Annotated in this window: 29 protein-coding genes; 11 read left to right on the top strand and 18 right to left on the bottom strand. The window is 71.8% G+C overall.

Annotation, left to right across the window (positions count from 1 at the left end):
- The first annotated feature begins 113 nt into the window (after positions 1 to 113).
- On the top strand, positions 114 to 1,253 hold the full coding sequence (locus tag ACFYPS_RS22575) for a cellulose binding domain-containing protein (protein ID WP_387326797.1): 1,140 nt from the start codon (positions 114 to 116) through the stop codon (positions 1,251 to 1,253).
- Positions 1,254 to 1,386: 133 nt separating this feature from the next.
- Here the strand turns inward: ACFYPS_RS22575 and ACFYPS_RS22570 are convergent, their stop codons facing one another.
- The 3 genes from ACFYPS_RS22570 to ACFYPS_RS22560 all read right to left on the bottom strand — a co-directional run bounded on the left by ACFYPS_RS22570 (position 1,387) and on the right by ACFYPS_RS22560 (position 3,417).
- On the bottom strand, positions 1,387 to 2,352 hold the full coding sequence (locus ACFYPS_RS22570) for an N-acetylmuramoyl-L-alanine amidase (protein WP_387326794.1): 966 nt from the start codon (positions 2,350 to 2,352) through the stop codon (positions 1,387 to 1,389).
- Positions 2,352 to 2,504, bottom strand: coding sequence for a hypothetical protein (locus ACFYPS_RS22565; protein ID WP_354967943.1), 153 nt, complete (start codon positions 2,502 to 2,504; stop codon positions 2,352 to 2,354). Before ACFYPS_RS22565 ends, ACFYPS_RS22570 begins: the two co-directional genes overlap by 1 nt.
- Before the next feature lie 127 nt (positions 2,505 to 2,631).
- Positions 2,632 to 3,417, bottom strand: a complete 786-nt coding sequence (locus tag ACFYPS_RS22560; protein ID WP_387326790.1) for an aldo/keto reductase — start codon at positions 3,415 to 3,417, stop codon at positions 2,632 to 2,634.
- 93 nt (positions 3,418 to 3,510) lie between these two features.
- Between ACFYPS_RS22560 and ACFYPS_RS22555 the strand changes: the two genes are divergently transcribed.
- On the top strand, positions 3,511 to 4,593 hold the full coding sequence (locus ACFYPS_RS22555) for a DNA polymerase ligase N-terminal domain-containing protein (protein WP_387326787.1): 1,083 nt from the start codon (positions 3,511 to 3,513) through the stop codon (positions 4,591 to 4,593).
- Positions 4,594 to 4,607: 14 nt separating this feature from the next.
- Positions 4,608 to 5,798, top strand: a complete 1,191-nt coding sequence (locus tag ACFYPS_RS22550; RefSeq protein WP_387326784.1) for a threonine synthase — start codon at positions 4,608 to 4,610, stop codon at positions 5,796 to 5,798.
- A gap of 52 nt (positions 5,799 to 5,850) precedes the next feature.
- Here the strand turns inward: ACFYPS_RS22550 and ACFYPS_RS22545 are convergent, their stop codons facing one another.
- The 4 genes from ACFYPS_RS22545 to ACFYPS_RS22530 all read right to left on the bottom strand — a co-directional run bounded on the left by ACFYPS_RS22545 (position 5,851) and on the right by ACFYPS_RS22530 (position 10,860).
- A complete protein-coding gene (locus ACFYPS_RS22545) occupies positions 5,851 to 7,203 on the bottom strand; it encodes a pectate lyase (protein WP_387326781.1) in 1,353 nt (450 codons plus the stop codon).
- Positions 7,204 to 7,460: 257 nt separating this feature from the next.
- Positions 7,461 to 9,260: a glycoside hydrolase family 15 protein gene (locus tag ACFYPS_RS22540; RefSeq protein WP_354967938.1), complete on the bottom strand. Its 1,800-nt coding sequence runs from the start codon at positions 9,258 to 9,260 to the stop codon at positions 7,461 to 7,463.
- A gap of 48 nt (positions 9,261 to 9,308) precedes the next feature.
- Positions 9,309 to 9,701: a cupin domain-containing protein gene (locus tag ACFYPS_RS22535; protein WP_387326778.1), complete on the bottom strand. Its 393-nt coding sequence runs from the start codon at positions 9,699 to 9,701 to the stop codon at positions 9,309 to 9,311.
- 265 nt (positions 9,702 to 9,966) lie between these two features.
- Entirely contained in the window at positions 9,967 to 10,860 is an 894-nt protein-coding gene (locus tag ACFYPS_RS22530; protein ID WP_387326776.1) for a sulfotransferase domain-containing protein, read from the bottom strand.
- Positions 10,861 to 10,951: 91 nt separating this feature from the next.
- On the opposite strand from ACFYPS_RS22530, the gene ACFYPS_RS22525 reads away from it, so the two are divergent.
- Positions 10,952 to 12,052, top strand: a complete 1,101-nt coding sequence (locus ACFYPS_RS22525; protein ID WP_387326773.1) for a hypothetical protein — start codon at positions 10,952 to 10,954, stop codon at positions 12,050 to 12,052.
- Between the two features lie 6 nt (positions 12,053 to 12,058).
- Here the strand turns inward: ACFYPS_RS22525 and ACFYPS_RS22520 are convergent, their stop codons facing one another.
- The gene (locus tag ACFYPS_RS22520; protein ID WP_354967934.1) at positions 12,059 to 12,340 is read right to left on the bottom strand and encodes an adhesin; all 282 of its coding nucleotides are present in this window, start codon (positions 12,338 to 12,340) and stop codon (positions 12,059 to 12,061) included.
- Between the two features lie 193 nt (positions 12,341 to 12,533).
- On the bottom strand, positions 12,534 to 13,607 hold the full coding sequence (locus ACFYPS_RS22515; RefSeq protein ID WP_387326770.1) for an NAD(P)-binding domain-containing protein: 1,074 nt from the start codon (positions 13,605 to 13,607) through the stop codon (positions 12,534 to 12,536).
- 109 nt (positions 13,608 to 13,716) lie between these two features.
- Here ACFYPS_RS22515 and ACFYPS_RS22510 point away from each other — a divergent pair, with 109 nt between their 5' ends.
- Positions 13,717 to 14,433, top strand: a complete 717-nt coding sequence (locus ACFYPS_RS22510; RefSeq protein ID WP_387326767.1) for an MIP/aquaporin family protein — start codon at positions 13,717 to 13,719, stop codon at positions 14,431 to 14,433.
- 67 nt (positions 14,434 to 14,500) lie between these two features.
- Positions 14,501 to 16,084 carry a D-alanyl-D-alanine carboxypeptidase/D-alanyl-D-alanine-endopeptidase gene (dacB, locus tag ACFYPS_RS22505; RefSeq protein ID WP_387326764.1) on the top strand — a complete coding sequence of 528 codons (1,584 nt, stop codon included), beginning with the start codon at positions 14,501 to 14,503 and terminating at the stop codon, positions 16,082 to 16,084.
- A gap of 35 nt (positions 16,085 to 16,119) precedes the next feature.
- On the opposite strand, the gene ACFYPS_RS22500 is transcribed toward dacB, so the two are convergent.
- The 4 genes from ACFYPS_RS22500 to ACFYPS_RS22485 all read right to left on the bottom strand — a co-directional run bounded on the left by ACFYPS_RS22500 (position 16,120) and on the right by ACFYPS_RS22485 (position 18,840).
- Positions 16,120 to 16,449 (bottom strand): hypothetical protein, encoded by a 330-nt coding sequence (locus ACFYPS_RS22500; RefSeq protein ID WP_354967930.1) that lies wholly within the window; start codon positions 16,447 to 16,449, stop codon positions 16,120 to 16,122.
- A gap of 115 nt (positions 16,450 to 16,564) precedes the next feature.
- Positions 16,565 to 17,002: a nitroreductase family deazaflavin-dependent oxidoreductase gene (locus tag ACFYPS_RS22495; RefSeq protein ID WP_354967929.1), complete on the bottom strand. Its 438-nt coding sequence runs from the start codon at positions 17,000 to 17,002 to the stop codon at positions 16,565 to 16,567.
- 90 nt (positions 17,003 to 17,092) lie between these two features.
- The gene (locus ACFYPS_RS22490) at positions 17,093 to 18,109 is read right to left on the bottom strand and encodes a hypothetical protein (protein WP_387326760.1); all 1,017 of its coding nucleotides are present in this window, start codon (positions 18,107 to 18,109) and stop codon (positions 17,093 to 17,095) included.
- Between the two features lie 137 nt (positions 18,110 to 18,246).
- On the bottom strand, positions 18,247 to 18,840 hold the full coding sequence (locus ACFYPS_RS22485) for a pentapeptide repeat-containing protein (RefSeq protein ID WP_387326757.1): 594 nt from the start codon (positions 18,838 to 18,840) through the stop codon (positions 18,247 to 18,249).
- Positions 18,841 to 18,936: 96 nt separating this feature from the next.
- On the opposite strand from ACFYPS_RS22485, the gene ACFYPS_RS22480 reads away from it, so the two are divergent.
- The gene (locus ACFYPS_RS22480) at positions 18,937 to 20,169 is read left to right on the top strand and encodes a serine hydrolase domain-containing protein (RefSeq protein WP_354967926.1); all 1,233 of its coding nucleotides are present in this window, start codon (positions 18,937 to 18,939) and stop codon (positions 20,167 to 20,169) included.
- A gap of 47 nt (positions 20,170 to 20,216) precedes the next feature.
- On the opposite strand, the gene ACFYPS_RS22475 is transcribed toward ACFYPS_RS22480, so the two are convergent.
- Positions 20,217 to 21,275 (bottom strand): hypothetical protein, encoded by a 1,059-nt coding sequence (locus ACFYPS_RS22475; protein WP_387326754.1) that lies wholly within the window; start codon positions 21,273 to 21,275, stop codon positions 20,217 to 20,219.
- A gap of 161 nt (positions 21,276 to 21,436) precedes the next feature.
- Here ACFYPS_RS22475 and ACFYPS_RS22470 point away from each other — a divergent pair, with 161 nt between their 5' ends.
- The gene (locus ACFYPS_RS22470) at positions 21,437 to 22,078 is read left to right on the top strand and encodes an NAD(P)-dependent oxidoreductase (RefSeq protein ID WP_387326751.1); all 642 of its coding nucleotides are present in this window, start codon (positions 21,437 to 21,439) and stop codon (positions 22,076 to 22,078) included.
- Positions 22,079 to 22,095: 17 nt separating this feature from the next.
- Here the strand turns inward: ACFYPS_RS22470 and ACFYPS_RS22465 are convergent, their stop codons facing one another.
- Positions 22,096 to 22,560 carry a PPOX class F420-dependent oxidoreductase gene (locus ACFYPS_RS22465; RefSeq protein ID WP_354967923.1) on the bottom strand — a complete coding sequence of 155 codons (465 nt, stop codon included), beginning with the start codon at positions 22,558 to 22,560 and terminating at the stop codon, positions 22,096 to 22,098.
- Between the two features lie 42 nt (positions 22,561 to 22,602).
- A complete protein-coding gene (locus ACFYPS_RS22460; RefSeq protein ID WP_354967922.1) occupies positions 22,603 to 23,238 on the bottom strand; it encodes a DUF6642 family protein in 636 nt (211 codons plus the stop codon).
- A 304-nt stretch (positions 23,239 to 23,542) separates the two neighbouring features.
- Between ACFYPS_RS22460 and ACFYPS_RS22455 the strand changes: the two genes are divergently transcribed.
- A complete protein-coding gene (locus ACFYPS_RS22455) occupies positions 23,543 to 24,331 on the top strand; it encodes a D-Ala-D-Ala carboxypeptidase family metallohydrolase (protein ID WP_387326747.1) in 789 nt (262 codons plus the stop codon).
- A gap of 100 nt (positions 24,332 to 24,431) precedes the next feature.
- On the opposite strand, the gene ACFYPS_RS22450 is transcribed toward ACFYPS_RS22455, so the two are convergent.
- Both ACFYPS_RS22450 and tnpA read right to left on the bottom strand, forming a co-directional pair.
- Entirely contained in the window at positions 24,432 to 24,899 is a 468-nt protein-coding gene (locus tag ACFYPS_RS22450; RefSeq protein WP_354967920.1) for a hypothetical protein, read from the bottom strand.
- Positions 24,900 to 25,038: 139 nt separating this feature from the next.
- Positions 25,039 to 25,401: an IS200/IS605 family transposase gene (tnpA, locus tag ACFYPS_RS22445; protein WP_387326743.1), complete on the bottom strand. Its 363-nt coding sequence runs from the start codon at positions 25,399 to 25,401 to the stop codon at positions 25,039 to 25,041.
- A gap of 23 nt (positions 25,402 to 25,424) precedes the next feature.
- Between tnpA and ACFYPS_RS22440 the strand changes: the two genes are divergently transcribed.
- Positions 25,425 to 25,832: a hypothetical protein gene (locus ACFYPS_RS22440; protein ID WP_387326740.1), complete on the top strand. Its 408-nt coding sequence runs from the start codon at positions 25,425 to 25,427 to the stop codon at positions 25,830 to 25,832.
- The coding region (locus ACFYPS_RS22435) for a hypothetical protein (protein WP_387326737.1) at positions 25,832 to 26,474 on the top strand (643 nt) is incomplete at its 3' end. The genes ACFYPS_RS22440 and ACFYPS_RS22435, both read left to right, overlap by 1 nt.

The raw sequence follows: 26,474 nt of genomic DNA, 5'->3' as shown, positions 1-26,474 counted from the left end.
GCGTACGGTTGCGCCCTAGTTTCAGACATGTAAATGTGTCTTTGAGCGTGGGAGCGCTCCCGCCTTCGCCCCGACCCGTCCGGCGCCGGCACGCGCCGCAGTCAAGGAGCGTCATGAAACGTCCACTTCGGGCCCTGGTCGCCGCCGGCCTGCTGCTCGGCGGCTCGATCGTCGCCGTGGCACTCGGCGGCAACGCCTCCGCCGACACCCAGATCTGCGAACAGTACGGCTCCACCGTCATCCAGAGCCGGTACGTGGTGCAGAACAACCGCTGGGGCACCAGCGCCCAGCAGTGCATCAACGTCACCAGCACCGGCTTCGAAATCACCACCCTCAACGGCAGCAGCCCCACCAACGGCGCCCCGACGGCCTACCCCTCGGTGTTCTTCGGTTGCCACTACACCAACTGCTCCCCCGGCACGAACCTGCCGATCCAGGTGAGCCAGATCAGCAGCGCCACCAGCAGCATCAACTACAGGTACGTCAGTGGCGCCACCTACAACGCCTCGTACGACATCTGGCTGGACCCGACGCCCAGTCGGGACGGCGTGAACCAGATGGAGATCATGATCTGGCTCAACCGGCAGGGCTCGATCCAGCCCATCGGCTCACCGGTCGGCACGGCCACCCTGGCCGGCCGGACCTGGGAGGTCTGGCGGGGCAGCAACGGTTCCAACAACGTCATCTCGTACGTCGCGCCGTCGGCGATCTCCAGCCTGAACTTCAGCGTGCTGGACTTCATCAACGACGTCCGCAACCGGGGTGCGATCACCAACAGCTGGTACCTGACCAGCATCCAGGCCGGCTTCGAGCCCTGGCAGGGCGGCGTCGGCCTCGCGGTGACCTCGTTCTCGGCCGCCGTCAACGGTGGCGGCACGCCGCCCACCACCCCACCGCCCACCACGCCGCCCCCGACCACGCCGCCGCCGGGTGGCGCGGGTTGCGCGGTGAAGTACACGCCGAACTCGTGGAACAACGGCTTCACCGCCGACGTGCAGATCACCAACACCGGGTCCAGCGTGCTGAACGGCTGGACGCTGACCTACAACCTGCCCAGCGGGCAACAGGTCACCAACGCCTGGAACGCCACGGTGAGCCAGAGCGGGTCCGCGGTGACCGCCCGGAACGTCGGCCACAACGGTTCCGTTCCACCCGGGGGTACCGCGAGCTTCGGGTACCAGGGGACGTTGAGCGGGGCGTACTCGTCACCGACGAGCTTCTCGCTCAACGGGGCGACCTGCGCCCGCACCTGACCGGCCAACGGTGGGGCGTGGCCATCCGGTCACGCCCCACCGGTGATGTCCACTCGGGTTCCTTGAAGTCGGGGCGTCCTCGCACCTGGGATACCCCGACTTCTTGGAAATCGAGTCGATCTGGCAGTGCGGGTCAGACCTGGGTAAGGCGGACGGCGTCGGCGATGACCAGGCCGGTGCCGTTGCTCCACCGGCTCACGCCCACCCGGTTGGCGTCACCGGCCGGCAGGGTGAACGTGCCGAGGACACGCCACTGCCCGCCGGTGATCCGCTGGTCGACGCGGACCGTCTGGTTGCCGGTGGTGGTGGCGACGATGTACGGCGCGGCGCTGTTGTAGCCGGCGTTCGCGGGCCACCAGGCCTCGACGCGGTAACTGGCGGTGGCCGGGACGGCGAACCGGTACCACGCGACGTCGCTGGCCGCGACCGGATCCGCGTACCGGTAGTCGGCGCCGTACCGCTGGCCGGAGTACGAGGACACACCCCAGTTGGCGCTGGCGGTGAAGCGGCCGGCGGTGGTGTTGTCCACGGTGGAGGACCACGCGGTGCCGCCGCCGGCCATCCTGGCGGCCACGTCGGACCGCATCACGTTCAGGTCGATGAAGGACGGGTCGATCTTGCCGCTGGTGCTGGTCTCCCGGTGCCCTCGGGCGTAGCTGCTGTCCCTGCCCAGCCGGGTGAGCACAGCGGCGGTGGCGGCGATCGACGCGTTGTACTGCGCGGCGGTCATCTCCTGGTTGACGCCGTTGTAGTCGATCTCCCACCCGATCATGAGCGTGTTGCCGTCTCCCGACGGGATCGGTCCGCTGCCACCGCTGACCCCGGCGTGGTTGCACCGGCCGGCCGAGATGACGTGGAACACCCCGTTGTAGTCGACCAGCGCCTGGCAGAGCGGGCCGGCCAAATCCGGTCGGCCGTTGATGCAGATGCCGAGCGCCGGGTGCGGGTTGCTTGCGCTGGAGGTCGAGGCCGTGTGGTGCCAGAGCACCCCGATCGGGTCGAAGGAGCCGGGCCGCATCCGGTTGAGCCAGTCCCCCTCGACGACGACCTGGACCCCGGCGGCGCGCAGCACGTCGACCAGCCAGGGAATGGTGGCCATCAGGAGCCCCCGAGCAGGTCGGCCAGGCACTCGGCCTTCGGCGCGGCGCTCGCCGGGGCGGGCCGGGCGACGGTGGTCAGCGCGGCGGCCACCAGGGCGGGGATGGCGAGCATCCCTCGGCGGCGCAGACGGATGGATGGTGACCGGGCCATGGCGATCCTCCAGCGACGGCGGGTTCGAACGCATCGACGAACGTGATGACGGGCACGCTATACCGTCATGAGCGTCGATGTCGATACCCTTCACACACGCGCCGTTCACTGAAGGAATTTGGCAGAATCAGGCGTTGCCGAGCGCGTCGATCTCGCGCATCTCCTCCGCCGTCAACGAGAAGTGGAAGACGTCGAAGTTGGCGCTGATCCGCTCCGGGGTCACCGACTTCGGGATCACCACGATCTCGTGGTCGATGTGCCAGCGCAGCACCACCTGCGCCGGCGAGACGCCGTGCGCGCCGGCGATCCCGGTGAGTACCGGATTGCTCAGGTCGGTCGTCTTGAACGCGCTGTACCCCTCCAGCACCACTCCCCGGTCCCGGTGCTCGGCGTGCCGCTGCCGGTCGTACAGCATCGGGCCCCACCGAATCTGGTTGACCGCCGGATTCTCCTCGGTCGACTGGATCAGCTCGTCCATCTCCGCCGTGCTGTAGTTGCTGACCCCCACCGCCCGGGCCAGGTTCTCGTCCCGGGCGGCCAGCAACTCCCGCCACATCGGGATGCTGTCGGTGGCGGACGGCGGCCAGTGGATCAACCAGAGATCCACCTGGTCGACGCCGAGCGCCTCCAGACTGGCCTCCAGCGTCTCCCGCTCCCGGCCCACCCGGTCCGGCGGGACCTTGGTGGTGATGAAGATGTCCTCGCGGCGCATCCCGCTCTCCTGGACCGCCCGGCCGACCTCCCGCTCGTTGCCGTACAGGGTGGCGGTGTCGATGTGCCGGTAGCCGGTGTCGAGCGCGGCCAGCACCGCGTCGTAACCGGCCTGGCCGGTGGCCTTCCAGGTGCCGAACCCGAGCAGGGGCATCCGCACGTCACCGGGGAGCAGGACGGTGGGCTGGTCCGTGTTGTCCATATGGACCGTTCTACCCGCCCGACGCCCGGCCGGCGAGCGAACCGGACACTCAGGTGTCCAGCGGGACGGTCCGGTTTGCCGGAGAATGCGGGTGTGACGGACCGGCTGGAGGAGTACCGGCGCCGGCGGGACGCGGCCCGCACACCCGAGCCGGTGCCGGCGCGGAGCCCGACGGCGGCCGGCCCCGGCGACGGCGCCGCCCGCTTCGTCATCCAGCAGCACCACGCCCGCAGCCTGCACTGGGACCTGCGCCTGGAGCACGAGGGGGTGCTGGCGTCCTGGGCGGTGCCGCGCGGCCTGCCCCGCGACCCCGGCCACAACCACCTCGCCGTGCACACCGAGGACCACCCGATGGAGTACCTCGACTTCCACGGCGAGATCCCCGCCGGCGTGTACGGCGGCGGCCGGATGGTCATCCACGACCGCGGCACCTACCGCTCAGAGAAGTGGCGCGACGACGAGGTGATCGTGACCCTCGCCGGGGAGCGGACCGCCGGGCGGTACGTGCTCTTCGCCACCGGCGGCCGGGACTGGATGGTCCGGCGTACCGACCCGGCCCCGCCCGGATGGACGCCGATGCCCGAGCTGGTCCGCCCGATGCACGCCACGCCCGCCGCCGGGCTCCCCCGGGACGTCGCCGGGTGGGGCTACGAGCTGCGCTGGGACGGGGTTCGGGCGATGGCGTACGTCTCCGGCGGGCGGCTGCGCCTGCTCTCGGAGACCGACGAGGAGATCACCGGCGGATACCCGTGGCTGCGCGCGCTGGCCGAGGCGCTGGCCCCGACCGAGGCGGTGCTGGACGGTGTGCTGGTGCGCATCGACGGCGCCGGCCGGGTGCGCCCGGCAGGCGCGTCCAGCGCCGGCCGGGTGCGCCCGGCAGGCGCGTCCAGCGGCGGCCGGGTCCCGGCGGGCGCCCAGTACCTCCTGGTCGACCTGCTCTGGCTGGAGGGCGTGAGCAGCGTGGACCTGCCGTACGCGCAACGCCGGGAACTGCTCGACGGGCTGGCGCTGACCGGTACGCACTGGCAGACTCCGCCGTGGTTCCCCGGCGCCGGCGACGAGGCCCTGCGCACCGGGCGTGAGCAGGGCCTGCCCGGCGTGGTCGCCAAGCGGCTGGACTCGGTCTACGAGCCGGGGAAACGCAGCGGGCGCTGGCTCAGCATCGACGCGGTCTGACGGCGAGGAGCGACGTGTACCTGACCCACCTGGACTGCCCGCGCTGCGGCCGGGAGTACGCCGCCGGCCAGTTGCAGAACCTGTGCGAGTGCGGCTCCCCGCTGCTGGCCCGCTACGACCTCGCGGCGGTGGCGAAGGCGGTCACCCCGGAGCGCTTCCCGCTGCGCCCGGCCGACCTGTGGCGCTACCGGGAGCTGCTGCCGGTCGCCGACCCTCGACACGTCACCACGCTCGGCGAGGGTTGGACGCCACTGTTGCGCGCCCCGGCGTACGGAGCCGAGATCGGCATCGAGGACCTGATGGTCAAGGACGAGGGGCTGATCCCGACCGGCTCGTTCAAGGCGCGCGGCGCCGCGGTCGGCGTGAGCCGGGCCCGCGAGCTGGGCGTCGAGCGGATCGCCATGCCCACCAACGGCAACGCCGGCTCGGCCTGGGCGACGTACGCGGCGCGGGCCGGGATGGGAGCCACCATCGTCATGCCGTTGGCGGCGCCGAGCATCTGCCGGCGTGAGTGCGTGGCGGCCGGCGCCGACCTGCGCCTGATCGACGGGCTGATCAGCGACGCGAGCCGGCGGGTGGCCGAGTTGGTCGCGGAGTCCGCCGGGGCGATCTTCGACGCCGGCACGCTGCGCGAGCCCTACCGGCTGGAGGGCAAGAAGACGATGGGGTACGAGATCGTCGAGCAGCTCGGCTGGCAGACGCCCGACGTGATCATCTACCCGACGGGCGGCGGTGTCGGGCTGATCGGCATCCACAAGGCGTTGCACGAGCTGCGCGAGCTGGGCTGGATCGGCGACAAGCTGCCCCGGCTGGTGGCGGTGCAGTCGACCGGCTGCGCGCCGATCGTGCGGGCCTTCGCCGCCGGCGAGGATCGGGCCCGGCCGTGGGCCGGCGCCCACACCGTCGCGTTCGGCATCACCGTGCCGGCGCCGCTCGGCGACGAGCTGATCCTGGCGGCGCTGCGGGACTCCGCCGGCACGGCCGTGGCCGTCGACGACGCGGACATCCTGGCCGACCTGCGGGCCTTCGCCACCCGGGAGGGGCTGCTGCTCTGCCCGGAGGGGGCCGCCTGCCTGACCGCGGCACGACAGTTGCGCGCGGGCGGTTGGATCCGGGCCGGTGAGCGGGTGGTGGTGCTCAACACCGGCGCCGGGCTGAAGTATCCGGAGACCGTCGACGTCTCCGGCGTACCCGTGCTGGCCTGAGCCGGCGGGCGCCCCGCGGACCGTGCGGTCCGCGGGGTGCCGCGGTGCCGGCCTACTGGTAGGTGATGTCGGACGGTGCGTAGAGGCAGTTGACGCCGTCGGCGCCCTCCCCGATCTGGACGGGCTCGCTGCCCTTCGGCACGCCCCGGTACTTGACGCAGATCGAGGTGTCCCGGTCCGGGTCGCCGACGATGGTGATCCGGCTGAACCGGGCGGTGTCGCCCCAGTTGGTGTTGATGCCGGCGATCGCGTCGGTGTCGCGGACGATCACGTTGTCGATCACCACGTGCCGCTGGTACGAGGTGTAGCAGTTGCCGCAGGCCCGGTAGAGCTTGCCGGCGTTCTCCACCCGGAAGTTCCTGATGGTGACGGTGCCGGAGCCGTTGTGCTGGAAGACCTTGTCGCTGGCCGAGCGGGCGCCGCCGCCGTCGACCGTGTACGTTGTGCCACCGCGGAAGGTGGCCGCGTCCTCGCCCACGTCCTCCCACCAGACGTTGATCAGGGTGCAGTTGCCCTCGCAGTGCACGCCGTCACCGGCGGGCGCGCCGATGATGACGTTGCGCAGGGTGGCACCGGCGGCCAGCTCGAACATCGGGTCCTGGCTCTCGCTCTGGCCGCCGTCGCCGATGCCGTAGTAGCGCCTGAGCCCGCCGTCGAAGGTGCCCGAGACCGGGATCGTCGCGTCCACCTTCTGGTTCCCGGTGGGCGTCGGCCAGCCCGCGGGCGGCGGGTTGGTCGGGCCCGGCGTGGTGGGCGGCGGGGTCGTCGGGGGCGGGGTGCCACCGCCGGACGCGTCCACGATGACGTCGTCGAAGCCGCCGCTGGCGTACGCGGTGACCAGGCCGATCCGGCCGGCGCCGACCAGGCTGTTGCTGCCGGCGGCGATCTGGGTGCCGTTGACGAAGCCGCGGATGGTGCTGCCGCTGGCCTCGATGCGCAGGGTGTACCAGTTGCCGGTGCCGATGCCCAGCGACGCGGAGCCGATCGAGGTGATGGCGCTGCCGTTGACGGCCTGGAGTTCGGCCCGTCCGGAGCCGAGCAGGGCCAGCCGGTACATCTTGGTGCTGCTGCTGGACCGGGCCGCGAGCCCGACCAGGGCGCTGGACGAGCCGAAGCTGGCCGGCCGGACCCGGGCCTGCACCGAGTAGTCGGTCCAGCTGGTCTGGCCGGCGAACTGCCGGGCCAGCGAGCTGCCGGCGTTGGACTGGTTGAGCACGCCCGAGCCGTCGACGGTCCAGGTGCCGCCGGACTTGGACCACCCGGTGGTGTTGCCGTCGTTGAAGTCGTCGTTGAAGACGGTGGCCGCGAAGGCCGAGGTCATGCCGGCCGCGAGGGCGGCCACGGTCGCGCCGGCGCCCACCGCGAGCAGCAGTGGTCGTCGGCCGGGGAGTCGTCTCTTCTGCACAGCTGTCCTCCTTGACGCGTGTGGTGGCGATCCCGCGGCCGTCCGTACGGGGACGTGCCGGCACGGCGTGACGCCATGGCCTGGGATCGGTGCGCCCCGTCGGATGCCCGGTGTCCGGAGCGGGGTGAAGCGGGATCAAAGCCGTGGGAAAGGGCTTTCCCGCATCTTCGAGGCTAGGACCGCGTACGCATCAACGTCAATGCCTTGCGCCTGCAGGTCTGTTGCAGGATTCACCGGAAGGCGGGGCGGTCGACCGGTCAGAAGCTGTACGGATCGGTCAGCCGCCAGGCCGCGTTGATCAGGCCGATGTGCGACAGCGCCTGCGGGGTGTTGCCGAGCTGCGCACCGGTGACCAGGTCGATCTGCTCGCTGAACAGGCCCACGTCGTTGGCTCGCCCGACCACCCGCTCGAACAGCTCCTCGGCCCGGCGCCGCTCGCCCGCCAGCATCAGGCACTCCACCAGCCAGAACGAGCAGAGCACGAAGCCGGCCGGGTCGGTCGACCAGCGGCGTACCAAACCGTCGTCGGTGCCCAGCTCCCGCTCCACCACCTCGATGGTGGAGCGCATCCGCCGATCAGTGGCCGGCAGGAAGTGCACCACCGGCAGGAAGAGCGCCGATGCGTCCAGCTCGGCCGAGCCGAACGCGCCGGTGAACGCGCCGATCCGCTCGTTCCAGCCCCGCCGGAGCACCTCGTCGCGGATCTCGTCGCGGATCCTGGCCCAGCGGTCCGGGGCGGCCCGCTCGCCCAGCCGGTCGGCGAGCCGCACCGCCCGGTCCATGGTCATCCAGCAGAGCACCTTCGAGGAGAGGTAGTGCTGGTCCCCGTCGCGGGCCTCCCACATGCCCCGGTCCGGCAGATGCCAGGTGCTCGCCACCTGCTCGGTCAGCCCGAGCACCATCTCCCGCAGCTCCCCGTCGAACGTCCCGCCCAGGTAGTCGCGCAGCCGCCAGACCGCCGACATCACCTCCCCCGGCACGTCCAGCTGTCGCTGCCGCCAGGCGTCGTTGCCGATCCGGACCGGCCGGCTGCCGGCGTAGCCGGCCAGCTGCGGGCAGTCGTGCTCGGTGAGGTCACGCTCCCCCTCCAGCCCGAACAGCACCGGCACCGGCTCGTCGCCGATCCGGCCGATCGAGCGGGACACCCAGGCGAACAGCTGGGACGCCTCGTGGGGGCAGGCCGCCACCCAGAGCGCCCGCATGGTCATCGAGAAGTCGCGCAGCCAGGCGAAGCGGTAGTCGTAGTTGCGGTCACCGCCGATCTGCTCCGGCAGGGACGTGGTCAGCGCGGCGGTGATCGCGCCACTGCGGGAGTACGTGAGACCGGTCAGCACGGTCGCGCTGGGCCGGACCAGCTCGGGGTACCGGCCCGGATACTGGTGCGGCTCCCGGTACGCCTCCCACGCCCGTACCGTGTCGGCGAGCGCGGCCACCGGGTCCAGCCGGACCGGCGGGTCGCCGTACGTGGCGCCGTACGCCACGTCCATCCCGATCACCTGGCCGGCGGAGACCTCGAACTCGTGGGTCACCCGGTCCCGGCCGGCCCGTAGCGGCAGCTCCGCGGAGCGCAGCAACAGTGTCACCGGGCCCGCCCCGGCCACGACCGTGCCGTCCGGCTGCTCGTGCAGGTACGGGGTGAGCAGGCCGTACTCCGGACGGGGTGCGAAGTCCAACGCCATCCGGACGCGCCCCGACAGCCCCTCGATCACCCGGATCAGCACGGCGGGTGAGTTCTGGCCGAGTTCGTGCGCACGGGCGCCGAACTCGGCGGCGAGCGCGTCGGTGACCGCCACGCTGCCGTTAGGGGTGTGGTGCACCGTGCGCAACACCAGCGTGTCCGGCCGGTACGAGCGCTCCACCCGGTATCCCTGCCCGCCCACGCCCACCGGCGCCAACCGGAAGTGCCCGGCGCGCGGGTCGAGCAACCGCCCGAACACGGAGGCGCCGTCGAACCGGGGCGGACACCACCAGTCGATCGACCCGTGCTTGCTCACCAGCGCGCCGGAGCGGGAGTCGGACAGGAATCCGTAGTCGGAGATCGCCGGCTGCTGCTCCACCCGTCGCGGGTACCCCGATCGGCCCGGATCAGACCGCCGTCGGCCGCGTCACGCGGTGGGTGGCTCGTCCTCGCCGGCCTCCTCGGCCGCGTCCGCCTCCTCCTTGGTCCGGTGCACGGCCTGGTCGGCGTGCTCCGGCGGGCCGTAGACGGTGTAGAGCACCAACGGGTTGGGCCCGGTGTTGACGAAGTTGTGCCTGGTGCCGGCCGGCACCACGACCAGGTCGCCGGAGACGACCTCCCGCTTCTCGCCGGCGACCCGCGCCTCGCCGGTGCCGCTGACGAAGGTCAGGATCTGGTCGATCTCCTCGTGCACCTCCTCGCCGATTTCCCCGCCCGGCGGGATGGTCATGATGACCAACTGGGTGTGCTGTCCGGTCCACAGCACCCGTCGGAAGTCCGGGCTCTTCTCGGCGACGGTCGCGATCGTGAAATGCTCCATGTCGGGCTCATACCCCGTTCGGCGCCGAGCCACGCCGGGACTCGCAGATGGTGGAATTCCCCACGGTTGGCAGGTTTGGATCCACGCCGGCCGGGGATCGACATGTCTGACCGGCGCGGGCGGCCGGTCGAGCCAGGTCCCTGCCGGCGTACCGCCGAACGGCTGCGGTGGTGGGAGACGGCCAGAGCGCGGCGACGTTCCGACCACGGTCGAAGCGGCGCCGTGCGCTCGTCTGCGCACCCCTGCGTCGTGCCACGCCGGCCGGTCAGCCGTCGTGGTGCAGCCAGGTGAGCAGGTCGGGTGGCGCGAGCGCCGCCGTTCGCGCCCGGTAGCGGGCCAGCGCGGGCGCGTCCAACAGGTCCCGTCCCTGTCCCGATCCGCCATGACGGAAGAAGGCCCGGCGGTCGCGCAGCACACGGAGCGTGTCCGGTGCGAGCCGGTCGGCGCGCTCCCGCATCCGGCCGAAGGTCGCCGCCTCGACCAGGTCGGGCCAGTGCTCGGGTGACACCGCGAGGCCCCACCGGTCGGCGAGCCGGCGCATCTGGCCGCCCAGGTCGGCCCGCAGGTCGTCGTAGTGCACCAGCTCGACGTTCGGCTCGTGCCGGCGCGCCCAGGCGTCGCTCAGGTGCAGGAGCACCCCGGGCAGCGAGTCCAGCTCGGCGCGCGGGTCCGCCTCCCGGTCGACCCAGCTCGACAGCCACTGCCCCACCGGCATCCGTGCTCGCGGCGGCCCCGCCGGGACTGTCTGGCCGGTCAGCTGGCTGAGCCGCACCCGGTCCAGATTGCCGGCCTGGTGGTACAGGGAGACCGCCATGTCCAGCGGGTGCCGGGCCACCACCACGTAGTGCACCCGGGGGTCGAGCGGCAGACCGTCCAGCGGCGTGTGCGTCTTGATGAACCGCCGATGCGGCTGGGCGGCCAACCGGCGGTACACCGCGTCCTGCGGCTCGACCAGCCAGTCCAGCCACGGTGACAGCTCGGTCAGCGGCGCCGGCAGCTCCGGGGTGCCCAGCACCAGCAGCGCGCAGATCATCTGCATCCAGGTGGTGCCATTCTTGGATCGGGTGCTGATCACGATGTCGCCGTCCCGGAACGGGAAGCCGGCCCAGCGGGCGCTGTCCTCGTCGTCGGACCGGTAGCGGTGAGCTGGCGCGAGCATCGGGCGAGCGTAGTCGCCGAGCCGACAGCCGGACAGCCGAATTCCGGCTCGACGAGCTGGGACATATGCCTATGCCTGGCTAGATTGAAGTATGGTGCCCGCCCACGGGGGCCGGGCGGCGGAACCGGTCTACCGCCCCATCCTCGCCAGCCGTCGCGGCGAGCTGGACGCCTTGAGTCATCTCGACCCGGCGGCCGCCGCGATGCTCGCCCCGATCCTGGAGGTCGGCGCGGTCGACCGCACCACGATGGACGTACTGCGCCGGCTGCCGGTCGGGCTGCTGCCAGCCGTCGACGTCAGTACCCTGCCCGACGCGCCGGACGTGGAGCTGGCCCGTTGGGGCGTACCGCTGGTGCCCGTGATCGGGCTCGTGGAGAGCGACCGGCGGCTGGTTGCGCACGGCACGGCGGCCCGGGCGTACGCCCGGCGGGCGCTGGTCCGGCTGCGGGCCGGTCAGGACCGGGCCGGGCCGGACGAGGACACCGCCGCCGTCGAGCGGATCTGGCGGTTCACCGGCCTGGCGCCGGAGGAGTGCGACCTGCTGGTGGACGCGGGCGACGTGTGCTGCCCGGCGGACGTGCGGCTGGCCGAGCCGCGGGTACGCCGGCTGCTGGACTGGGCCCGTCGGCACGCCTGGCGGTCGGTGACGGTGGCGGCCGGCGGGATGCCGCCGACGCTGTCCCGGCTGCCCACCGACGAGCCGGTCCGGCTGGACCGCTGGGATTGGCTGCTCTGGCAGCGGCTGGCCGACGCTGGGGTCGACTACGGCGACTACGGCGTCGGCCCGGCCGTACCCGGCACCGGTGAACCGGGTGACCGGTTGCCCACCGTGCGATACACGGCCGACGGCGGTTGGTGGGTTTACCGCTGGTCCCGGCGGGGCGGGCGGGGCGACGACCGGTTCGCTGACCTGTGCCGCACGTTGGTCTCGGCGCCGCACTGGCCGCGCACTGGCGCGGCCTTCTCCTGGGGTGACCATGAGCTGCTGCGCCGGGCCCGAAGGGGCGCCGGCGCCGGCTCGGCCGCCAACTGGGCGGCCTGGAGCACGTCGCACCACCTGGCGCACGTGCTGACCGCGCTGCTGCATCCACGCGCCGACGCCGACCCGGGGTGGCATCCCGGGCCGGAGCCGCCGCAGCGGGGGCGGTCGCCGCGGCAGTCGCGCGGCGGTGAGACCCGCCGTGCCGGCTGAGCCCTGCTACGCCTTCTCGGTGAACCCGAACTGGATGATGCCCTCGTCGTCGACGGTGGCGTCCACCGAGGCGTCGCCGAGCAGTTCGACGGCGTCCTCGTCGAGGAAGATCCGGGCGCCCTGGTTGTCGACCACGTGGTCGCCCTGCACCGGCTCGGGCACCAGTTCCACGGTGAGCGATCCGGCGTCGGCGTCGGCGGCGATACGCACCCCACCGTCCTCGCCGACGTCCTGTTGGTTGGCGAGGTCACGGATGACGAGCACGGCATTGTCGGTCATGGTGAGCATTGGCGGAACTCCTCGTGGATTCTCGGCTCGCGGTCGGTTACCGCACAGACCGGACAATCGGTCCGCGTACGAGCACACGTGGGAGGCGACAGGAGGGGCGAACGGTCGTCGCCGTCGCATCGTCGGGGCAGCTGACGGGCCCCGTCACCGCCTACGTTGCCCGCTGCCGGGCGATCCGTCAAATAGAGGCGGATCAGTCGAGAGCGTGGGCCGGGGCGAGCAACGCACGGATCTCGTTGACCGCCGCGCGGCCGGCCCGGTTCGCTCCGATCGTGCTCGCCGACGGGCCGTACCCGATCAGGTGGATCCGCTCGTCGGCGACCACGCGGGTGCCGTCCATCGTGATACCGCCGCCCGGCCCGCGCAGCCCCAGCGGGGCCAGGTGGTCGAGCGCGGCGCGAAAGCCGGTGCACCAGAGAATCATGTCCGCTGGCACGAACCGTCCGTCCGCCCAGGCCACCCCGTCGGGCGTGATCCGGTCGAAGACGGGTAGCCGGTCGAGGACGCCTCGCTCGCGCAGCCGTCGTATCTCCGGGGTGACCGGCAGCCCGGTCACGCCCACCACGCTGCCCGGTGGGCGCCCGGCCCGTACCGCCGCGTCCACCCGGGCCACCGCGGCCCGGCCCAGCTCGGTGTCGAACTCCTCGTCGCGGAACAGGGGTGGCCGGCGGGTCACCCAGGTGGTGGCGGCCGCGACGGTGGAGACCTCGGCGAGCAGTTGCACCGCGGAGGTGCCGCCGCCGACCACCACCACCCGGCGGCCGGTGAACTCGTCCGGGCCCCGGTAGTCGGCGGTGTGCAGTTGCCGGCCGCGGAATGAGGACCGACCCGGGTAGTACGGCCAGAACGGCCGGGTCCAGGTGCCGGTCGCGTTGATCAGGGCGCGGGTGGTCCACTGGTCGCCGTCGGTTTGTACGTCCAGCCGTCCGTCCGGACGGGAGTGCACCGCGCGGACCCGCACCGGCCGCCGGACCGGCAGTTCGAAGGCTCGCTCGTACCCCGCGAAGTAGGCGCTGACCTGCTCGGCGGCCGGCCGTTGCGGGTCGCCGGGCGGGAAGGGCCGCCCGGGCAGGTCGTGAATGCCGTGCACCCGGTCCAGCAGCAGGGTCGGCCAGCGGTGCTGCCAGGCTCCGCCGGGGCCGTCGTCACCGTCGAGGATGACGAAGCCGCTGCCCGGGGCGAAGCCGGTGCGGCGCAGGTGGTAGCCGGCGCTCAGGCCGGCCTGGCCGGCCCCGATCACCACGACGTCGACGGAGTGGGTGTCCACGCGAGGTACAACGCCGAACGCGGCGCCGCTCTGCCCGCCCTGGCCGTCGCACCGATCACAGACCATGATTCGAGCACCGGGTCGCCCGAATTGTCCTTACGCTGACGAAATGGAAGATGCCCGTCGTGCGGCCGCCGAATTCCTCGGCACGTTTCTGCTGGTCTTCTTCGGGGTGGGCAGCGCCGTCGCGGCGCGCGTCCAGGGCGGGGTGGCGGTCGTCGCCCTGGCCTTCGGGTTCGTCATGCTGGCTCTGGTCTACACGATCGGCCCGCTCTCCGGCAGCCACGTCAACCCGGCGGTGACGCTCGGTGTGCTGCTCTCCGGGAAGATCTCGGTGATCGGTGCCGTGGCCTACTGGATCGCGCAGTTCGCCGGCGCGACCGTGGCCGGCTTCCTGCTCTGGGCGCTGACCCGCTGGGGCGACGTGGTGGACCAGACCGGGGCGCTGGGCTCGAACGGGTACGGCGCGAACATCAACCGGGGCGGCGCGGCCGTGCTGGAGATCGTGCTGACCTTCCTCTTCGTGCTGGTCGTCCTGGTGGTCACCAGTCGCAGCGAGAATCCGGGCACCGCCGGCGTGGCGATCGGGCTGGCCCTGGCCGTGACCCAGCTGGTCGGCGTGACGCTGGACGGCGCCGCCGTCAACCCGGCCCGCGCCTTCGGCCCGGCCGTCTTCGAGGGCGGAGTGGCACTGCGGCAGCTCTGGCTGTTCATCGTCTTCCCGCTGCTCGGCGGGGCCCTCGCCGCGCTGGTGGCACCGCTGGTCATGGGGGCGCAACGACACTACTGGGGCGGGCACGACAGGTCGGTCGGCCGACCGACGTAACGGGGTTTGGCAATATCCTTCGCCCGAGACCCTTCTCCGGCGAATACCTTCGTGGCAGCATCAGCGCATGCATCGCCGTCTCTTTCCCCGGCTCCTCGCGCTGGTCGCGCTGGTCGCCACCGCGGCCACCGCCGGCGCGCCCGTCGCCACCGCCGAGTCGCCCACCCCCGCGACGACCCGCCTGCGCGCGGCCATCGACACGATCCTCGCCGACCAGCGGCTGACCGGCGCGCAGGCGTCGGTGGTCGTGGTCGACACCGGCACGGGGCAAACCCTCTACGACCGCAACGGGGACCGGCGGCTGATCCCGGCCTCCAACACCAAGCTGCTGACCTCCACGGCCGCCCTGGAACTGCTCGGCCCGGGGCACCGCTTCGGCACCGACGTACGCACCACCGGCAAGCGCCGAGGCGGGCTGCTCTCGGGCAACCTCTACCTGCGCGGCGGCGGCGACCCGACCATGCTCGCGGCCGACTACGACGCGCTCGCCGCACAGGTCGCGGCCGACGGTGTCCGGGTGGTGACCGGCAACCTGATCGCCGACGACACCCGGTACGACCGCACCCGGCTCGGCCCCGACTGGACCTGGGACGACGAGCCCTACTACTACGCCGCCCAGGTCTCCGCGCTGACCGTCGCGCCGGACACCGACTACGACGCGGGCACCGTGATCGTGCACGCCGCCCCGGCCGACCGGGCCGGCGCCCCGCCGGTCGTCAACACCACCCCACCCACCGGGTACGTCCAGATCGACAACCGCGCCGAGACGGTCGCCGGTGGTGAGACCTCGATCTCGATCGAACGCGAGCACGGCGGCAACACCATCGTGGTGACCGGGCAGATCGCGGTCGGCGACGAGCCGGCCAGCGACTGGGTGACGGTCTGGGAGCCCACCGGCTACGCGGCCGACGTGTTCCGGGCGGCACTGCACCGGCACGGCGTCCGGGTGCTCGGTCGAACCGTGCTCGGTCAGCCCACCCCGGAGGCCGCGCATCCGGTGGCCCGGCACGACTCGATGAGTCTGGGTGAGCTGATGACGCCGTTCCTCAAGCTCTCCAACAACGGGCACGCCGAGGTGTTGACCAAGGAGATCGGCCGGGTGCTCTCCGGCTCCGGCACCTGGTCGGCCGGGCTGACCGCGATCAGCGAGTACGTCGCCGACACCGGGATGGACACCGGCACGCTGCGCCAGCGCGACGGCTCCGGGCTGTCCCGGCGCAACCTCGTTCCGGCCACGGAGTTCGTCGACCTGCTGGCCGCCGTCCGGGCCGAACCCTGGTTCGCCACCTGGTACGCGGCCCTGCCGATCGCTGGGCAACCCGACCGGTTCGTCGGCGGCACGCTGCGCAGCCGGATGGCCGGCACCCCGGCGGCGGGCAACGTGCACGCCAAGACCGGCAGCCTGACCGGGGTCTCCGGGTTGTCCGGCTATGTCACCAGCGCCGACGGCCGGCTGCTGGCGTTCTCCATCCTGCTGAACAACTACCTCACCGCGTCCGTGAAGCCGCTGGAGGACCAGATCGCCGTGGCGTTGGCCGGTTACCGCGAGGACGGCGCGGCCACGGCACGGATTGCACCGCCGGCGGTGCCGGAGACGCCACGGACCCCGGAGGGCGTGGAATGCTCCTGGGTCAAGCCGATCACCTGCTGACCGACGGCCGGGGGCGCCCCGCGCCCCCGGCCGGATCAGGCCGGGCGGTCCGGTGGGGGAACCACCGCGGTCGGGTCACCCCGCTCGATGAGCGCGGCGATCTCGGCGGCCCGCAGCCCGCGCAGCGCCAGCACCCGGGTGCCCCAGCGGTGCAGCCGGCGTGGGTGCGGGCTGGCGTCGTTACGGCAGACCATGCCGCCGGACCACCGGCGGGGCGCGTGCACCACCACCGCCCGCACCGCGAACTGGGTGTCCTCCCCCGTCACGTATGGCGGCAGGGGGATGTCGCGGAGCACCTCCCCCGGGGCTTCACCGGCACCGGACGAAACGGCCGGACGGACACGGTGGGCGGTACTGCTGCTCATCTGCGGTGCCTCCACACTGGACGGTGGGACGGAGACGGCAGAAAGTTACGTCGCCCTCGACCACGTGCGACGGACAAACTTTCCCGCCGTCCGGCGCGGCATGACGGACGCCAGGTCAGAACCGTTCCAGCACCACCACCGGGATCTCCCGGTCGGTCCGGGCCTGGTAGTCGTCGTACGCCGGCCAGATGGCGGTCATCGTGGCCCACATCCGCGGCTTCTCCTCGGGCGTCGCGATGCGCGCCCGCGCGGTGAACGTCTCCGGGCCGACCTGCACTTCGACCTGCGGCTCGGCCAGCAGGTTGAGGACCCAGGCCGGGTGCTTCGGGGCGCCGCCCTGCGAGCCGACCACCAGGTGGTCGTCGCCGTCCCGCCCGTAGATCAGGGCGGTGCGGCGCCGCTTGCCGCTGTGCCGGCCCCGGGTGGTCAGCAGGAGCGTGTAGACCCCGGGCCGCCACTCGTGCCCCTCGGCGCCGCCGGTCTCGACGTACCGCCGGATGTGCTCGGCGACCCAGCCACTGGGGCTGTCCACCACCTGCTCGCTGGACGTCATCGGCACTCCTCACGGATCGGTGGCCCTCGCGCCCAGGCTACTGCCGCCATCCGTGGCGGGCAGCCCGAACACCGTGGCGACAGCCGCCGGTCAGCGCACCGCCACGGCCTGGAGGCCGACGTTGCCGCAGTGCTCGGTGAAGGCCTTCTCGACGGTCCAGGTCAGCAGCAGCCGGGCGCCCTTCGGCAGCTTGAACCGGATGGTGAACTGGGCGCTCTGGCTGGTGTACGGGTCCTCCAGCCGCGCGGTGCTGACCGGGCCGCCGGTGGACAGCCGGGCCTCCAGCCGGCCCCGGGCCATCCAGGTCCCGGCGTAGAGCTGGACGACACGCGGCTCGCCGCTGCCGGCGACGGCGAGGCTGAACCCGTTGCCGGCGCCGCAGGTGTAGACGCCGTTCGGGCTGCCGCTCACCGAACGCTCCGACGTGCCGTCCCGCCAGCTGACAACCTCCTGGTTGCCGTCCCAGCCGACCCGGGTGCCGACGCCACCCCCGTCGATGATCTCTCCGGAGCCGGCGCGCTTACGGACCGTCGACTTGCCGCCGTGCAGGCCCCAGTGCATCCAGTCCCGGGTGCCCACGGCGGTGAGGTCGACCTCGGCGGGCACCTCCGCCCGGCTCACCGACAGCACCGGCGCTGACGGGGACGGCGGCGGCGGGGCCGGCGCGCTGACCGACGGCGTCGGGTCGGGCGAGGGCGGACGCTGCCGAGGACGCAGATTGGGCGTCGCCGGCCCGGCCTCGAGGGTGCGACCCTCCGCGCCCGGGAAGCCGGTGGGGCGGGTGGCCCCGGCGGGCACGCCGCCCGGGCGGCCCGCCTGATCGTCGCCGGACTCCGGGCCGGACCGGGTGCCGAGGTACAAGACGAGCCCCACCAGGCAGACGAGCACGGCGAGCCCCTGCACCGCCCAGCGCCGCCGCTTCCGGTCACTGGTGAGTCGGCGCAGTGTGCTGCGGGCATGCCCGGTGATGCCGGCGCGCGGCCGGTGCCTCGCTGGTCGGTCGGACGGCTCGTCACCGGCCCCCGAATCCGCCCGCGTGCGGTCTTCGTCCGCCACCGACCCCTCCACCTCCACCGCCCGGCCGCCATCCAGCGTCGCGGATCGCACCGTCCACTGTGGGCCGTTTTGCGCTCGCATCCGGCGTGGACGACACGCTAGATCCGGACGGGCGGGCGTGTCCAGTCCGGAACCGGACGGTATCGGGCAGCCGGCCGGGACTCCGGTCGATCCTGACCGCCCTCGCGTCAGCCGATCCGGAAGCCGAGCGCCTGCGCGATGACCACGGCCTGCTCGGCGTCGACGATGGCACCGGCCCGCTCGACGACCGTCGGGTCCAGCGCGGTCAGGTCGCTGCCGCGCAGGTCGGCGTCGCCGAGCCGGGAGCTTTGCAGCTGCGCGCCGGAGAGGTCGACGCCGGTCACGGTGGCGCCGGTGAGGTTGGCGCCGGTCAGGTCGACCTCGCGCATCCGCACGTCGGTCAGACGGACGCCGCGCAGGTCCGCGCCGGGCAGCGCGACGAACGACCAGTCGCCGCCGGCCACCGTCAACGGGCGCAGGTCGCACTGGGTGAAGGTGCTGCCGACCAGCTTGCAGCCGGTGAACTCGACCTCGAAGAAGTTGCACCGCTTGAAGACGCAGCGGGTGAAGGCGGAGTCGACGTGCCGGGAGGCGTTGAACAGCACGTTGCCGAACGTGCAGCCGGTGAACACCGCGCCGCGACTCACCGCCTCGGTCAGGTCCACGTGGAAGAACTCGCAGCCCACGAAGTGCCGGTCGGTCAGCTCCTCGCCGTACCAGTCCTCGTGGCGGAAGGTCACGTCCTCGGTCAGCTCCGGCATTCGGCCAGGCTAGTGCCGGCCGCCGACAGCCGGCCGGCCGGTCGGTCGGTGGCAGCCCCTTCCGGTACCGGCGTACCGGCTAGTAGGTTCGGCGGCGTGAGTGTGGCGCGGAGCAAGGACCCGGATCAGATCGGCTTCGACCCGGCGCGGCTGGCCCGGATCGACGAGCACTTCGGCCGGTACGTCGACGACGGCCGGCTGGCCGGCTGGCAGGTGGTGGTCACCCGCCGCGGCGAGGTGGCGCACTCCTCGACGTACGGGCTGCGGGACCGGGAGTCGGGCGCTCCGGTCGAGGCCGACACGCTCTGGCGGATCTACTCGATGACCAAGCCGGTCACCTCGGTCGCGGCGATGATGCTGTGGGAGGAGGGCCGCTTCGAGCTGACCGACGAGATCAGCCGCTGGCTGCCGGAGTTCGCCGACCTGCGGGTCTACTCGAAGGGGTCGACGCTCAAGCCGTACACCGTGCCGGCGATCGAGCCGATCCGGGTCTGGCACCTGCTCACCCACACCGCCGGTCTGACGTACGGCTTCATGCAGACCTCCGTGGTCGACGGGCTCTACCGGGCGGCCGGCTACGACCTGTACCCGCCGGCGGACGTCGACCTGGCCGGCGCCTGCGCGGCCTTCGGCGAGCTGCCGCTGCTGTTCCAGCCGGGCACCGCCTGGGGCTACTCGGTCGCCACCGACGTGCTCGGCCGACTGGTCGAGGTGGTGTCCGGGCAGAGCCTCGACGCGTTCTTCGCCGACCGGATCTTCGGCCCGCTGGGCATGACCGACAGCCGATGGTGGGTCGAGGGCGACGAGGCCGAACGCCTGGCCGCGCTCTACGTCCCCGAGCCGCGCAGCGGCCGGGCGGTCCGCTACGACAGCCTCGGCTCGCTGGCCTACCGCAAGCCCGCCCTGTTCTCCGGTGGCGGCGGCCTGATCTCCAGCGCCGCCGACTACCACCGCTTCACACAGCTGCTGCTGCGCGGCGGCGAGCTGGACGGGGTACGCCTGCTCGGGCCGCGCACGGTGCGCTTCATGACCCGCAACCACCTGCCAGAGGGTCAGGACCTGGGCACCCTGTCCACCGGCGGCTTCGCCGAGACCACCCTGGACGGGATCGGCTTCGGCCTCGGCTTCGCGGTCGTCGACGACCCGATTCCCAGCCGGGTGCCGAGCAGCGTCGGCGAGTACTACTGGGGTGGGGTGGCCAGCACCGCGTTCTGGGTGGACCCGGCCGAGGAGATCACCGCGCTTCTCTTCACCCAGTTGATGCCGTCGAGCACGTACCCGCTGCGCTCCCAGCTGCGCCAGCTCGTCTACGCCGCCCTGGTCGACTGACCGGTACCGGGGGCCCGTCTGCCACGACGGGCCCCCGGTGCCGTGGCTCAGCCGAGCTGCTGCGCCTGGATCGCGCGCACCTTCGCCGTACCGGTCGCGGACAGCTTCAAGATCAGGTACGCGCGCACGGTCCCGTCCGGGAACACGGCCCACAGGTCGGCCACGCCGTCGGCGTTCAAGTCGGCGGCGGTGAGGCCGCTGATCGCGACGCCGGTGTTCCAGCCGGAGGCGAGCTGGTACTGGGTGTAGGCGAGCGTGCCGGTCCCGTCGCCGTTGTCGGTCATCGTGACGCCCTGCCAGAGGTAGAGGTCACCGCTGGTGGCGTTACGCAACACCAGCGCCGCCCCCGACGCCAGCTCGGTGCTGGCCAGGGTCCAGTTCTGCCAGTCGCTGCCGCCGGTCGGGGTGGCGTTGTTGAGCGGCAGACGGGGGAAGTAGAGGCCGGGTGCCCCGATGTTCGGGTAGTAGTTGACGCGGTATCCGTTGGTCTCGTCGCCCACGATGCCGATCAGGTCCGGGATGGCGGTGTCCACGTCGTCTGCCGTGTACCCGTTGACGAGCTGGATCGGGAAGTTACCGTACTCGTCGGCAAGGAATTCGGACATGAGGCTCACCTGGCCGCCGCCACCATAGGGATTGACCATCGTGCCGTCGCCGACGCCCGCGATGAAGCTGCCGCCCCCGGTGTTGATGCCACTCGGGTAGTAGGCGAGGAAGTCCTGGTTCGCAGTGCCGAAAAAGCGGCCGGTGATCACCTGGGCGCCGTCGAACTCCGACGGCGGGTTGTCTGTGCCGTAAACCCCGTTGCCGTACACCCCGATGTTCACGGCCGGGACCTTCACGCGGCCGGTGCCCGCGCCGGTGGTCGCGTTGACCCGGCCCCGCGCCGTCCAGACACCGGAGCCAAGGCCGGCGGTGCCGCCGACGGTCACCAGGTCGGGTACGCCGTCGCCGTTGAGGTCCTTGTCGACCGGGCCGACGACGGCCGGAGTCGGGGTGCCGGCTGCGGCGGCGTGCGCCGGGAACGCGGGTCCGAGAGCGGTGAGCGCGAGCGTGACCGGCGCCGCCCAGGAGAGCAGCCGACGTCGGGCAGAGAGATGCTTCATGACTCCCCCGTTGGGTTCAATGGATCTTGCGCGACTCACCGTATTCGATCTATGCGAGCCTTCGAGTCACCCGAACGTACGGCCGGGTTCGTCGTTACGGCACCTCCCGGGCGGCCGCTCCCTAGCCTGAAGACGGGTCCAGGTTCGGGTGGGAGGCGATCGTGAGCACCATCGTCGTGTTTGGCGCGGGCGGCACCGCCGGGTCGCGGATCACCGCCGAGGCGGTCGACCGGGGGCACCGGGTGATCGCCGCCGTCCGCCGCCCGGAGGCCACCTCGTACCTGCCGGCGGGGGTACGGACGGTCACCGGCGACGCGACCAGCGAGCGGAGTGTGCGGGAGCTGGCACCGGACGTGGACGCGCTGGTCGTGGCCATCGGCGGCGGCGAACGCGAGCTGTGGCGGAACGCGGCGGAGAACCTGGTGACCACGCTGCGCGGGATGCCGGCTGCGCCGCGGATCATCCACCTGGGCGGCGGGTCGACCCTGCTCACCCCACGTGGCACCCGCATCGTGGACGAGCCGGACTTCCCGGCGCAGTATCGGGACTCGGCGCTGGGCCAGGCCGACGCCCTCGACTACTACCGCACCGCCGCCGATGGGGTGAGCTGGACGTACGTCTCGCCGCCCCCGCTGGAGTTCCACCCCGGCGAGCGCACCGGGCACTACCGCACCGGCACCGACCAGCCGGTCACCGACGACCAGGGCCGTTCGGTGCTGACGTACGAGGACCTGGCGGTGGCGATCGTCGACGAGATCGAGCAGCCGCGGCACCAGAACGCCCGCTTCACCGCCGCGTACTGAACACCACCCGCCAACCGTCAGTCGGCGAGCCGGGCGGGGAAGCCGCCGGTGGCGATCGGGCCCCAGGAGTCGATGGTGACCCGGATCAGCGACTTGCCCTGGCGCACCATCGCCGCCCGGTAGTCGTTCCAGTCCGGGTGCTCGCCGGAGATGCTGCGGAAGTACTCGACCAGCGGCTCCAGCGCCTCGGGCAGGTCCAGCACCTCGGCGGTGCCGTCGAGCTGCACCCAGGGCCCGTTCCAGTCGTCGGACAGCACGCAGGCCGAGACCCGTGGGTCGCGGCGGATGTTGGTGACCTTGGCTCGCTCCGGGTAGGTGGAGACGACCAGCCGGCCCTGGCCGTCCACGCCCGCGGAGACCGGGGAGGACTGGGGGCGGCCGTCCGCCCGGGTGGTCATCAGCACGACGCGGTGTCGCGGCCGGAGGAAGTCGAGCAGGGTGTCCCGGTCGACCCGGGTGTTCTTCGCGATGCTGGGCGCCATCATCCGTTCCTACCAGGGCGATCGCGACGCGGCGACGGCGGGTCAGCTGGGCCGGGCCGCGCGGTGCGCCGCCTGGGCCGGCACCCGGGGGCGACCGGCCGGGCGCCAGGCCCGGCCGTTTGCGTAGATCACCCGGAAACCGAGGTACGAGGCGAGCGGCGCCCAGTGCGCCGAGCCCATCCGCAGTTCGGCGGCATTGTGCCGCTGACCGTTGGCCAGCACGTCGAGCAGCACGGTTTCGAAAGCGGCCGATTCGACCCAGTCGACTTCCCGGGTGAAACCGCAGATCAGAGCGGCTCCGGTGACTTCGAGGAACTCGCGCAGCACCGCGTCCGAGGCGCGCAGCACCGAGCAACTGCCGAAATAGAGCCGGCGCCCCTCGCAGCGGCCGGCCATCAACTCGGCCACCTCGTTCAACTCCACGGACTGCCAGTCGGTGAGGCAGAGTCGGCTCGGCTCACCGTGCATGGCGAAGAAGGCGACCCGGTGGTCGGCGTACTGCTTGAGCAGCCAGCGGTCCAGGAAGTAGAAGAGCTCGTCGCGGGTGGCCGCGTCCTTGTGGATGAACCGGATCTTGCCGAGCCGTTCCAGCAACTCGAGGGTGGGCAGCACGGAACCCCGCTCGTTGAGGTCTCGGTGCCACTGGCCCTCGACACAGAAGACGCCACCGCGTGCCACGTGCACCTCCGCCAGTCCGCCGCCCGAGGCTGACGTTACCGGCCGCCAATGGCCGAGGAACATCACCCTCGGTGCGATTGATTGCGACGTTCGGTGTGGTTGCCCTTTGGCGGGGTGATCGGGAGTGAATGGCTGTTTCGCAAATCAGTCGAATTCCCAGGCGATACCCAGGCAAGGCCAATCGTGAGGACAATTCTCGTTAATTGCCGCCAACCGCACTGATCAGTGCGAGGGTGGAAATCACGGGATGTCTCGGTCGATGTCCTGAAACCACCCCATTCGGTCTCCTATCGGGAGGACTTCTGTGCGCGTAAACACCTTGAAGCGAGCTGCCGTCGCATTCGCCCTGGCGCTGCCCGGGGCCGCGATCGCCTCGGTGGTCGCCGCGCCCGCGGCCCACGCGGACGGCTGCTACACCTGGGACCGCACGCTGTCCCAGGGCCGCTCGGGCAGCGACGTCCGCCAGTTGCAGATCCGGGTGGCCGGTTGGGCCGGGTACCGGGACATCGTCGAGAACGACGGCATCTACGGACCGAAGACCGCCGCGGCCGTCAAGCGGTTCCAACAGGCGTACGGGCTGCGCGCCGACGGGATCGCCGGGCCGCAGACCTACGCCAAGCTGTACCAGCTCCAGGACAACGACTGCACGCCCGCGCACTTCAGCTACAACGAACTGGACAACGGGTGCGGCGGGAGCGGGTGGAGCGGCGGTCCGCTGTCGGCGAGCCAGACCAAGCAGAACGCGCTGCGCACCATGTGGAAGCTGGAGGCGCTGCGCAAGGGCCTGGGCGACAAGCCGCTCTACGTCTCGGGCGGCTTCCGCAGCCGGAGCTGCAACAACCAGGTCGGCGGCGCATCGGACAGCCAGCACCTGTACGGCAACGCGGCCGACGTCACCTCGCGGACGTCGTCGCTGTGCCAGGTCGCCCGCGGCGCGCGCAACAACGGCTTCAGCGGTCTCTACGGGCCGGGCTACCCCGACCACGACGACCACGTGCACGTCGACTCGCGGCGGGAGAACAACAGCGACAACAGCTCGAACACGACGAGCTGGTCCGCGCCGGACTGCGGGATCGGGGCCGGCAACGACTGAGGCTCGGACAGCACGACGCCGGCCCGGCGCGGGTGGGGAACATCTCCGTCGGGCCGGCATCGTGTCGCCCCGGGTCGGGCGGGCGAGGGATAGCGCCGCTTCAGCTCGCCCGGGGCCAGCGCGGCGCGGTGACGGGGGGAGTCACCGGCCGGCCGGGAGCGGTGGGTCGTACCCCGGGTGGGACGACCCGCGCGGCCGGGTGTCGCGCCGTCAGCCCGTTGGTACGCGCGGCCTGGGCCGAGTAGCCGGCGGGACGGGCGGAGGACGGCCCGGTCGCGGTGAACGGGAAGGGCACGTGCACGAAGGGGTTGCCGTGCCGGATCAACGCCTCGATCTGTCGCTCGTTGAGCCCGTGTGTCTCGAGCACCCGCCGCCCCCAGCGGTGCAACCGGCAGGGGTAGGAGGCGCCGTCGTTACGGCACAGTGGCCCGGTGGGCCACTCCTCGGCGGTGTGCACCACCACCGCCCGGACCGCGAGCCGGACATCCTCGGGGGTCAGCGGTGCCGGCAGCGGCACCTCCCCCAGTACCTGATCGATGGGATCCGTCGACTGCTCACCAACTCGCACGGCAGGCCTCCCGCAGTTCGGCAGCGATACGGCGGACCAGCCGCATCGACATCCTCGGGCAGTGGTACGGCCCACACCGGACGAAAGTTCAACTGGACTAGCGAGGAATCCCGGCCCTTCAGGGCCGGGAGGAATCGCGTCACGGACCGGGACGTTTCTGCCCCTTGATGTAGTCCTTGATCACTTCCAGTGGGGCGCCGCCGCAGGACGCGGCGAAGTACGAAGGGGACCACAGGTGCCCATGCATGATGTGCCGGTTGATCCGGCCGGTGAACTCCTTGCGCAGGTAGTGCGCCGAGACGCCCTTGAGTCGGTTGACCAGCGTGGAGATCGGCAGCTTGGGCGGGTAGGGCACGAGCAGGTGGACGTGGTCGTCGGTGAGCATCGCGTCGTTGAGGACGTCCCGCCGATACGTGGTGACGAAGACAAGATGTACGTGCAGGTTGTAGACAACGCTTCTACCTCTGCGACTATGCGGGTCCGGGGTCCATCGTGGTGACATAGATAAGATGAGACGGTGTGGGCATGCCTGCGAAACTGGACAAGGTCGTGAAGCCGAGATGGGCGGCCAAGGTCCTCGGCATCGACTACGCGGACCTGCCGAAACTCGACCGCCCCTGGACCCAACGGGACGTGCGGTCGCTGCGTGACAGCAGGCCCGGTTGGCTGACCGAAGCGCGACGCCGCCGCGCGGCCAGCGTGCAGCAGGCCAGCGAGGCGCGGGCAGCGGAGCTGGACGTCGCACTGGCACGTCTCGGCTACGACGCCCCGGACCTCGGCACGGCCGACCAGCCGGTGCTGTACATCGACGGCGCCCTGACCCACCTGATGATCGAGACACGCTGCTCCGAAGACGAATCGGACCGGGCTGCCTGGCGGCGGTGGCCGAAGTCGATGGCCGCCGAAGAGGACTACGCCGACCAGGACGCCTAGTGAAGATCGTCGTGCAGGTCCGGTTGTTCCCGGACGCCGCTCAGCATGCGGCGCTGCGGGCAACCCTGGACCGGTGCAACGACGCCGCGAACGTCGCCTCCGGGCTGGCGTACCAGCGGCGGGTGTTCGCCAAGCGGTCGTTGCAGCGGCTCACCTACGGCCAACTGAAGGGCATGGGCCTGTCGGCCCAGCCCGCGATTCACGTCGCCCGGAAGGTGTCCGGCGCGTACGCCACCCTGACGGCCAACATCCAGGCCGGCAACCTCGGCAAGCCAGGGTCGAAGAGGCGCCAGGCCGCCGAGGGTAAACCGATCCGGTTCCGTCGCGACGCGGCGCAGCCGTTCGACGACCGTTGCCTGTCCTGGCAACTGGCTGCCCGCACCGTGTCGATCTGGACGGTCGCTGGCCGATCCGGGCCGATCCGGTTCGGCTGCTCCAACCAGCAGCACGCCACCCTGGTCGCGCACCGCCGCGGCGAGTCGGACCTGGTCTGCCGGGACGGCAAGTGGTTCCTGTACGCCACCTGCGACATCCCCGACGCACCCACCAAGGAACCGGACGGGTTCCTCGGCGTCGACCTCGGCATCGCCAACCTCGCCACCGACTCCGACGGCCGCCACCACAGCGGCAAAGCCACAAACC

It is taken from the genome of Micromonospora sp. NPDC005087, from assembly GCF_042872965.1.
GTDB lineage: Bacteria > Actinomycetota > Actinomycetes > Mycobacteriales > Micromonosporaceae > Micromonospora.
Note: the sequence above shows the minus strand (reverse complement) of the source record. Positions and strands in the feature narration are given on the sequence as shown.

What these genes read in the sequence shown, in the direction of transcription:
- ACFYPS_RS22575 (WP_387326797.1), top strand. Translation starts at nt 114, where the DNA reads ATGAAACGTCCACTTCGGGCCCTGGTCGCCGCCGGCCTGCTGCTCGGC.
- ACFYPS_RS22570 (WP_387326794.1), bottom strand. Translation starts at nt 2,352, where the DNA reads ATGGCCACCATTCCCTGGCTGGTCGACGTGCTGCGCGCCGCCGGGGTC.
- ACFYPS_RS22565 (WP_354967943.1), bottom strand. Translation starts at nt 2,504, where the DNA reads ATGGCCCGGTCACCATCCATCCGTCTGCGCCGCCGAGGGATGCTCGCC.
- ACFYPS_RS22560 (WP_387326790.1), bottom strand. Translation starts at nt 3,417, where the DNA reads ATGGACAACACGGACCAGCCCACCGTCCTGCTCCCCGGTGACGTGCGG.
- ACFYPS_RS22535 (WP_387326778.1), bottom strand. Translation starts at nt 9,701, where the DNA reads ATGGAGCATTTCACGATCGCGACCGTCGCCGAGAAGAGCCCGGACTTC.
- ACFYPS_RS22530 (WP_387326776.1), bottom strand. Translation starts at nt 10,860, where the DNA reads ATGCTCGCGCCAGCTCACCGCTACCGGTCCGACGACGAGGACAGCGCC.
- ACFYPS_RS22525 (WP_387326773.1), top strand. Translation starts at nt 10,952, where the DNA reads ATGGTGCCCGCCCACGGGGGCCGGGCGGCGGAACCGGTCTACCGCCCC.
- ACFYPS_RS22520 (WP_354967934.1), bottom strand. Translation starts at nt 12,340, where the DNA reads ATGCTCACCATGACCGACAATGCCGTGCTCGTCATCCGTGACCTCGCC.
- ACFYPS_RS22510 (WP_387326767.1), top strand. Translation starts at nt 13,717, where the DNA reads ATGGAAGATGCCCGTCGTGCGGCCGCCGAATTCCTCGGCACGTTTCTG.
- dacB (WP_387326764.1), top strand. Translation starts at nt 14,501, where the DNA reads ATGCATCGCCGTCTCTTTCCCCGGCTCCTCGCGCTGGTCGCGCTGGTC.
- ACFYPS_RS22500 (WP_354967930.1), bottom strand. Translation starts at nt 16,449, where the DNA reads ATGAGCAGCAGTACCGCCCACCGTGTCCGTCCGGCCGTTTCGTCCGGT.
- ACFYPS_RS22495 (WP_354967929.1), bottom strand. Translation starts at nt 17,002, where the DNA reads ATGACGTCCAGCGAGCAGGTGGTGGACAGCCCCAGTGGCTGGGTCGCC.
- ACFYPS_RS22485 (WP_387326757.1), bottom strand. Translation starts at nt 18,840, where the DNA reads ATGCCGGAGCTGACCGAGGACGTGACCTTCCGCCACGAGGACTGGTAC.
- ACFYPS_RS22475 (WP_387326754.1), bottom strand. Translation starts at nt 21,275, where the DNA reads ATGAAGCATCTCTCTGCCCGACGTCGGCTGCTCTCCTGGGCGGCGCCG.
- ACFYPS_RS22465 (WP_354967923.1), bottom strand. Translation starts at nt 22,560, where the DNA reads ATGGCGCCCAGCATCGCGAAGAACACCCGGGTCGACCGGGACACCCTG.
- tnpA (WP_387326743.1), bottom strand. Translation starts at nt 25,401, where the DNA reads ATGTCACCACGATGGACCCCGGACCCGCATAGTCGCAGAGGTAGAAGC.
- ACFYPS_RS22440 (WP_387326740.1), top strand. Translation starts at nt 25,425, where the DNA reads ATGCCTGCGAAACTGGACAAGGTCGTGAAGCCGAGATGGGCGGCCAAG.